We start from the raw sequence: 7,800 nt of genomic DNA, 5'->3' as shown, positions 1-7,800 counted from the left end.
AGGTCATACAGATCCTCTCGGAAGCCCCGGGCGGACAACACGGAGCGGCCCCGCACGGGGGTGTACTCCGAGATGTCGCACGCAGCGGGCGGCTGCTCACGTGTCCGACGCGGACTGCCGCCCCGGTCACCTTCACCGCGTATGCCCGGCCGCCTCGTGGGCGGGGGCCGCGGGTGGTGAACCCAGGTGGTGCGCTGTGCACTGGTTACGAAGCTACGAGCCATCGGGGGCTCCGGACAAGCATTACGGTGAAAAGGCAGCTCAGAGCGGGGTTACCGAAGGTACGGCCGAAACCGGACCCCCGATATCAAGGGCCGGACGGGTCCTGCGCACGATCGTTTTGGGCCCCACTGTGCCCGCCGTCACCCCTCACGGGCGGTGACGCCAGGCACATCATCAACCCAGCGCGAACACACGGGCACGGAAAGTCGGATTCACGGTGATCACGGCGACGCCCGCCGTGGCCGCCCTCACAACCGTCACCCCGAAGCCCGGTCGGCCCGTCGGCCGGCCGCCGTGCGGCACCGCAGGAACACATCGACACCGCACCTCCGGGCACGGCCCGCAGACACCGGGCGGGTCCAGCAGCGCGATCTGCAGGACCGTAAGCTTCCCGTCGGTGCGGGCCTTGTCCTGCTTGCGCAGCCACGCCCCCGGCCGGAAGGTCGGGTCCGCGTCGCCGCCGGTGCGGTTGGCCGGGCCGTCCAGGGTGCCGCCGTCGGCGAGGTCCCTGGTGGCGCTCAGCGAAGTGGGGGATGCCCGGCGGGCCCGGATGCTCGCGGTGTCCCAGCAGGTGCCGAATTACCTCTGGATCGGATTGATCCTGTCCGCAGTCCTTCTGGTGGTCACCTCCGCGCTCCGGATCGAATCCCTGACCTGGCCGGGAATCGTCGGTATCGGCGGTCTGGCGCTCCTGGTGTCGGGCGTGCTCACCATGCTGTCGGCGATGAACCATCCGTTCGGCGGCGGGATTCACGTGGAACCCGATGCGCTGAAATTCGCGCTGCCCCGATTCTCAGTCATCTGATCCGGACATTCCCGACCGGAATGCGGTGTCCGGGTCCGCGCGATGCCCCGCCGTCCCCGCCGGGCAGGGGCGTTTCAAAGTCCTGGTGATCATGTGAATCCGCAGGCCAGGCAGTCCGGTTGGCCCGTCACGTACGCAACGAAGCTCCGGTTGAACAGGGGTGACCTTCCCAAGTCGCCCTGAACACCGGAGCTTCGATGTGCCGTCAGTCTGCCACCGTCTGCCTCGTCAAGTCGCCCGCCCTGGAAGGCGTGGCGGGACTCTCCCTGGTGGAGCGGTTGCGGTTGCTGCCCGATCCGCGCCGGCGGCGCGGGGTGCGTCACCCGTTCGTGGCGGTGCTGCTGGTCGCGGCCTCGGCCGTGGTCGCCGGCGCGCACTCGTACGCGGCGATCGGCCAGTGGTCAGCGAACGCTCCGCAGCACGCCCTGGCCCGCCTCGGAGCCCGCGCGGTAGGCGCGTTGGGCGTGCGTGTAGCGCCGAGCGCCTCCACGATCCGACGGGTCGTCAACCTGGTCTGCCCCGGTGGCCTGGCTGACCTGACCGGCGCCGATCCCGGCGGTGCGGACTCGGTGGCCGTGGACGGCAAGGCCGCCCGAGGCTCCCGCCACGACCAGATGCCCGCCGCCCACCTCCTGGCCGCGATGACCGGCGACGGCCGGACCGTCACCCAGCTACGGGTTCCCGACAAGACCAACGAAATCACGTGCTTCGCCGCACTGTTGGAGCCCTACGACCTGACCGGGATCACCGTTACGGCCGACGCCCTGCACACCCAGCGCGCCCACGCCCGCTTCCTGGTGGAGGAGAAGAACGCGCACTACCTGCTGGTGGTCAAGGCCAACCAGCCCGCACTGCACCGGCAGTTGCGGTCGCTGCCGTGGAAGGACGTGACCGCACGCCGCTACGACCGCGAGATCAGTCATGGCCGCCGGGAGACCCGCGCGACCAGGGCCCTCACCGTCACCGACCTCGGCCCGGACTTCCCCCACGCCGCCCAGGCCGTGCGCATCCTGCGCCACCGCACCGACCTGCGGACCGGCACCGTCAGCCGCCAGACCGTCTACGCGATCACGGACCTGACCTCGCATCAGGCCTCACCCCAGCGGCTCGGCCACCTCGCCAGGTCACCGTGGACCATCGAGAACCGGCTCCACTTCGTCCGCGACACCACCTTCCACGAGGACGCCTCGAAGATCCACACAGGCCACGGACCCGAGAACATGGCGACCCTGCGCAACCTGGCCATCAACACTCTTCGCGCCGCCGGACACCACAACATCGCCGCCGGCCTCCGCCACGCCTCCTACGACCCATTCAACCGGCCGCTGAACCTGCTGAACATCCCCTGACCAGGCCGTCTACATGATCACCAGGACTTTGAAACGCCCCTGCCCCGCCGGGCGACGGTCCGTCAGGCAGCAACCGGCGGGCGCCAGAGCCCCCGGGCGGCCAGCAGCGGCAGCACGCCCTCGCCGACCGTGTACGCCTCCTCCAGGTGCGGGGCCCCGGAGAGGATGAACTCGTCGATGCCCAGCGCGTGGTACTCGGCGATCCGGTCGGCCACCTCCTGATGACTGCCCACAAGCGCGGTCCCGGCGCCGCCGCGAACCAGGCCCACCCCCGCCCACAGGTTGGGGTAGACCTCCAGTCGGCCGGTCTCGCCACCGTGCAGTTCGCGCATCCGTCGCTGGCCGTCGGACTCGCTGCGGGCCAGCGCCTCCTGGGTACGGCGGATCCGCTCCGGGTCCATCCCCGCCAGCAACCGGTCGGCCTCGGCCCACGCCTGCCCGGCGGTGTCCCGGCTGATGGTGTGCAGCCGGATGCCGAACCGGGGGCTGCGCCCGTACGCGGCGGCCGCCGCCCGGATCCCGGCGATCTTCTCGGCGACCTGCGGCGGCGGCTCGCCCCAGGTCAGGTAGACGTCCGCGTGCCGGGCCGCGACGCGTCCGGCGGCGGGTGAGGAGCCGCCGAAGTAGACCTCCGGCACCGGGTCCGGCAGCCGGGTCAACTCGGCGCCCTCCACCCGCAGCTGGGCGCCCTCGTGGTCGACCCGCTCGCCCCGCCAGAGCCGGCCGGTGATCTCCAGGAACTCGTCGGTCCTGGCGTACCGGCCCTCCTTGTCGAGGAAGTCGCCGAAGGCGCGCTGTTCCGTGGACTCCCCTCCGGTGACCACGTTCAGCAGCAGCCGTCCCCCCGACTGGTTCTGATAGGAGGCGGCCATCTGGGCGGCCAGCGTCGGGCTGAGCAGGCCGGACCGGAAGGCCACCAGGAACTTCAGCCGCTCGGTGACCTGGGTCAGCATCGCCGTGGTGAGCCAGGCGTCCTCGCACCACGCACCGGTCGGGGTGAGCGCCCCGGCGAAGCCCAACTGCTCGGCGGCGCGGGCGATCTGACCGAGGTACCCGACCGTCGGCGGCCGGTCGCCGCCGACCGAGCCCGGGGTCGAACCGTGCCCGCCGCCGACGATCTGCCGGCTGTCGCCGGTGGTGGGCAGGAACCAGTGCGCGGTGAGCGTCATCCCCGGCCCGCCCCGGCCGCCAGGAAGCCGCCGAAGCCGCCGTCGTGGTACACCAGCGGGTCGCCCTCGCCGGCCTGCGCCGCGACCACCTCGCCGACCACCAGCAGGTGGTCGCCGACCGGCTGCACCAGTACCGGACGGGCCGTCAGCCAACCGGCCACGCCGGCCAGCAACGGGACACCGAACTCCCCCGGCCGCCAGTCCGTCCCGGCGAACCGGTCCACCCTGCTGCGGGCGAACCGGCTTGCCAGCTCCTCCTGGTCACGGGCCAGCAGGTGCACGGTGAACGCCTCGGCGGCCCGCACCGCCGGGGCCGAGGAGGCGGTGGCGGAGACGTAGAAGGAGACCAGCGCGGGCTCCAGGCTGACCGAGGTGAACGAGGTCGCGGTGAAGCCGACCGGGCCCGGGACAGTGATCACGGCGACCCCGCCGGCGTGCCGGCGCAGGGTGCGCCGCAGCAGCTCGGCGGGCGGCGCGGTGGTGAAGCGGTCGTCGACGGCGGTCACGGTCGGGTTCCTTCCTGGGCGGTGGGCACCTCGGTGAGCAGCGGCGGCAGGTCGGCGCCGAGTCGCAGGCGCTCCAGCCAGTGGACGATCCTGGCTGCCACGGTGCGGTGCGGGGCGTCGTTCAGCACGTCGTGCAACCCGTCGGTCAGCAGCACGAGTTCGGCGCGGGGCAGCCGGGCGGCGAGCGCCCGGGCGCCGTCGGCCGGGGCGACCGGGTCGGCGGCGCCGTGCAGCAGCAGCACGGGCACGGCGGGGGTGGCGTCGGCCGCTGCGGCGGCCAGCTCGGCGGGGACGGCCCGGGCCAGGTCACCGGCTCGGAAGGCCGGGTCCTCGGCGAGCTGTCCCCGGTGCGTCGGGCAGGCGGTACGGACGGCCAGTTCGTMGGTCCAGTCGCCCGCCTCGCCGGGCACGCCGACCAGCAACAGCGCGTCGGGGGCGGCGAGTTCGGCCTCGGCCAGGGCGGAAAGCGCCCCGGTGTCGGAGCCCGCCAGCACCACGGGGGCGTTCAGCTCCCGGGCCTCGGCCACCAGCGCGGCCAGCCCCTCGGGGCCGGCCAGCGCCCGGACCACGTACCCGTCGAAGGCCAGCCGGCGCCCGMACCGGGCGTACACACCGGGGTGTTCGCCCCGGCCCGGGAGCAGCAGCACGGTACCGCGCGGGGTGATGGCCGGGGCGGGGTTCCACACCACGGCGGTCTCGGGCACGGTGGTGGTCATCGGCCGGCTCCCACGGTCTCGGCGGTGCGAGCGGCAGCGGCGGCGTCGCGGCGGGCGACCTCCTGGCGGACCAGCGGGAGCAACTCGCGGCCGTAGTCGAGGGCGTCGTCCAGCGGGTCGTAACCGCGGATCAGCAGGGTGGTGACCCCGAGGTCGACGTAGTCCAGCAGGGCCTGCGCGACGGTCTCCGGGGTACCGACCAGCGCGGTGGAGTTGCCGGCCGCGCCGGTGGCGGCGGCGGGGGCGGTCCACAGCGCGCGGTCGTGCCGGTCGCTCTTGGCGGCGGCGGCCAGCAGGCGCTGGGAGCCGACGTTCTGCGGGGTGGCGCCGGGGCCGACCGGGAGGATCTGCCGGCGGCCGCCGAACGCGTCGCCCCGGCTCTTGATGGTCTCCAGGACGCGGTGCGCCCGCTCCCACGCCTCGGCCTCGGTGCGGCCCAGGATCGGCCGGAACGAGACGCTGATGCCGGGCACGTCGGTCCGGCCCGCGGCCTCGGCGGCGGCCCGGACGGAGGCGATCTGCTGGGCGGTCTCGGCCAGCGGTTCGCCCCACAGCGCGAAGGTGTCGGCGTGCTTGCCGCCGACCCGGTAGGCGGCCTCGGAGGAGCCACCGAAGAACACCGGGATCCGGTCGACCGGGCGGACCTCGGACTTGAAGTCGGCGAACCGGTAGTACGGGCCCTCGTGCGAGAACGGCTCCTCGGCGGTCCAGGCCCTGCGCACGACGGTCAGGTAGTCGTCGGACCGGGCGTAGCGCTCGTCCTTCGCCAGGTAGTCGCCGTCCCGGCGCTGCTCGGCGTCGTGGCCGCCGGTGATGATGTGCACGGCGACCCGGCCCTCGGAGAGCTGGTCCAAGGTGGCCAGGGTGCGGGCGGCCAGGGTCGGCGCGATGAAGCCGGGGCGGTGCGCAATCAGCAGGCCGAGCCGCTCGGTGTGCGCGGCGGCGAACGCGGCGACCTGGAGCGGGTCGGGGCTGGCGGAGGAGTGCGCCACCAGGATCCGGTCGAAGCCGGCCTCCTCGTGCGCCTGGGCGAACCGGCGGGTGTAGTCGCGGTCGACGACCGGACCGGAGGCGGGGCGGGTCTCCGAGACGTCCTGGGTGGAGATCATTCCGATGAATTCGACAGGCATGGGTCAGATTCCTTTCGGGGCAAGGGTGTTGGTCGTCCTGCGGTGCAGTGCGGCACGACCGTGGGCGAGCAGCAGGGTGTCGTCCTGCGGGGTGTGCACCCGGCTGCAGAGCACGTCCCTGAGGTGGCGCTGGAGCGGGTGACGGCGGGTCAGACCGTGGTTGCCGACCAGGGCGACGGCCTGCTGGACGGCGTCGATGGCGGCCCGGGTGCCGAGCAGCTTGGCGCCGGCCGACTCCTCGGCGGCGCCGGGCTCCCCGGCGTCGACGGCGGTGGCCAGCGCGCCGGTCAGGCGCTCGGCACCGCTCAGCGCGATGTCGATCTCGCCCACTGCGCTCTGGAACCGGGGCAGTCCGGCCAGCGGTGCGCCGAGCGCGGTCGGCACCCGCTCGTGCAGGAAGCCGGTCAGCCAGTGCTGGGCGGCCCGGGCCACGCCCAGGTAGAGGGCGGTCAGGCCGAGCGAGTTCCAGGCCCCGACCGTCGCGTCCCGGCCGCCGTCCGCGCCGGGGACGGCGAGCAGGGCGGTGTGGTCGAGCGGGATCCGGACGGCGTCCAGCAGCACGTCGTCGCTGCGGCTGGCCCGCAGACCCAGGTGGTCCCAGGTCGGCTCGATGCCGATACCCGGCCGGTCGGAGCGGACCAGGAAGAATCCGACCCGGGGTTCGGGCTCGTCGGTGCGGGCCCAGACCAGCATCCAGCGCAGCGCGACCGCTCCKCTGGAGAAGATCTTACGTCCGCTCAACTCCCAGTGTCCATCCCGGAGTTGGGCGATCGTGGCGGGCAGTCCGCCGCGCACGGGGCTGCCCAGCTCGGGCTCCGCCCGGAGCGCGTTGATCAGCACGGGGCGCTCGGCCGACTCGGCCAGCAGCTCGGCCAGCGGCCCTTCGGGCCAGTGCGGGGCGCGGGCCTGGGCGGCATGGGTGAACAGGGTCATCGCGGTGACCAGCGCCACCGCCGGGTCCCCCTCCCCCAGCGCCCGCAGAATGCGTACGGTGTCGGCGAGCCCGGCGCCGGCACCACCGTGCCGGGGGTGCACGGTGGCGGTCAGCAGCCCGGCCCGGTGCACCAGCTCGACGCCCTCGTGCGGGAAGCTCGCGTCCTGGTCGTGTTCGGCGGCCCGGGCGGCCAGCGCGGCGGTCAGCCCGGGCAGCGCGGTGAGGTCGGGCGGGGCGAGGACGGGCAGGGTCAGGGTCATCCGACGTACTCCGGTGCGGGCGAAGGGGTGAGCAGGATGGGGGCGGCGCGGACGGTGACCGGGGGCGGCTCGCCGTCGCTCCAGCGCTCCAGTTGGACCAGTGCGTGCTGGCCGGTGCAGCCCTGGGAGAGCCGTGAGCTGGGCAGGTCGCCAGTCAGCGCGTTGGGGTTGCCGTGCGCGCACAGCGGCGGTTCGGTGCCCGGCACCGGGTCGAACCAGGCGCCGGTCGGCAGCCGGACCACGCCCGGGCGCAGCCGGTCACTGAGCCGGGCCCCGGCCAGGCAGGCGCCCCGGTCGTTGAACAGCCGCACCAGGTCGCCGCCGGCGATCGAGCGGGCCGCGGCGTCGGCCGGGTGGATCTCCACCGCCTCCCGGCCGGCCACCTTGTCGGCCAGGCTCGGTGCGCCGACGTCGAGCTGGCTGTGCAGCCGGGTGCTCGGCTGGTTGGCGACCAGCAGCAGCGGGTGGCGCTCCGCCGCCGGGGTGCCTAGCCGCTCGGGCGGCTCCAGCCAGGCCGGGTGGCCGGGGCAGTCAGGCAGGCCGAGGGCCGCGATGGTGGCGGAGTACAGCTCGATCCGACCGCTCGGGGTGGCCAGCGGGCGACCCTCGGGGTCGGCCCGGAACTCCTCGAACAGGGTGCGCTCGGCCGCCTCGGCAGGCAGCTCCCACTCCCCCGCCGCCCAGAACTGCTCGAACGGCGGCGGGGCGG

At 73.9% G+C, this 7,800-nt stretch carries 8 protein-coding genes; 2 read left to right on the top strand and 6 right to left on the bottom strand.

All coding sequences use genetic code 11. The features are described 5' to 3' along the window. Window positions 1-733: 733 nt before the first annotated feature. Both ACXJMZ_RS35595 and ACXJMZ_RS35590 read left to right on the top strand, forming a co-directional pair. Window positions 734-1,027 carry a bestrophin-like domain gene (locus tag ACXJMZ_RS35595; RefSeq protein WP_457034155.1) on the top strand — a complete coding sequence of 98 codons (294 nt, stop codon included), beginning with the start codon at window positions 734-736 and terminating at the stop codon, window positions 1,025-1,027. A 197-nt stretch (window positions 1,028-1,224) separates the two neighbouring features. Beyond that, a complete protein-coding gene (locus tag ACXJMZ_RS35590) occupies window positions 1,225-2,376 on the top strand; it encodes an ISAs1 family transposase (protein ID WP_457034154.1) in 1,152 nt (383 codons plus the stop codon). Between the two features lie 62 nt (window positions 2,377-2,438). Here the strand turns inward: ACXJMZ_RS35590 and ACXJMZ_RS35585 are convergent, their stop codons facing one another. The 6 genes from ACXJMZ_RS35585 to ACXJMZ_RS35560 all read right to left on the bottom strand — a co-directional run. Next, window positions 2,439-3,545, bottom strand: coding sequence for an LLM class flavin-dependent oxidoreductase (locus tag ACXJMZ_RS35585; protein WP_457034153.1), 1,107 nt, complete (start codon window positions 3,543-3,545; stop codon window positions 2,439-2,441). Continuing rightward, window positions 3,542-4,051 carry a flavin reductase family protein gene (locus ACXJMZ_RS35580; protein WP_457034152.1) on the bottom strand — a complete coding sequence of 170 codons (510 nt, stop codon included), beginning with the start codon at window positions 4,049-4,051 and terminating at the stop codon, window positions 3,542-3,544. Before ACXJMZ_RS35580 ends, ACXJMZ_RS35585 begins: the two co-directional genes overlap by 4 nt. Further along, complete coding sequence (locus tag ACXJMZ_RS35575) at window positions 4,048-4,767, bottom strand: alpha/beta hydrolase (protein ID WP_457034151.1); 720 nt, start codon at window positions 4,765-4,767, stop codon at window positions 4,048-4,050. Before ACXJMZ_RS35575 ends, ACXJMZ_RS35580 begins: the two co-directional genes overlap by 4 nt. Then, window positions 4,764-5,897 (bottom strand): LLM class flavin-dependent oxidoreductase, encoded by a 1,134-nt coding sequence (locus ACXJMZ_RS35570; protein WP_457034150.1) that lies wholly within the window; start codon window positions 5,895-5,897, stop codon window positions 4,764-4,766. The genes ACXJMZ_RS35575 and ACXJMZ_RS35570 overlap by 4 nt, the downstream gene beginning before the upstream one ends. A 3-nt stretch (window positions 5,898-5,900) precedes the next feature. Further along, window positions 5,901-7,091, bottom strand: a complete 1,191-nt coding sequence (locus ACXJMZ_RS35565) for an acyl-CoA dehydrogenase family protein (RefSeq protein WP_457034149.1) — start codon at window positions 7,089-7,091, stop codon at window positions 5,901-5,903. Further along, window positions 7,088-7,800: molybdopterin dinucleotide binding domain-containing protein (locus ACXJMZ_RS35560; protein WP_457034148.1), on the bottom strand; the 713-nt coding region annotated here is incomplete at its 5' end. The genes ACXJMZ_RS35565 and ACXJMZ_RS35560, both read right to left, overlap by 4 nt.

It is taken from the genome of Kitasatospora sp. P5_F3 (assembly GCF_054049135.1).
Note: the sequence above shows the minus strand (reverse complement) of the source record. Positions and strands in the feature narration are given on the sequence as shown.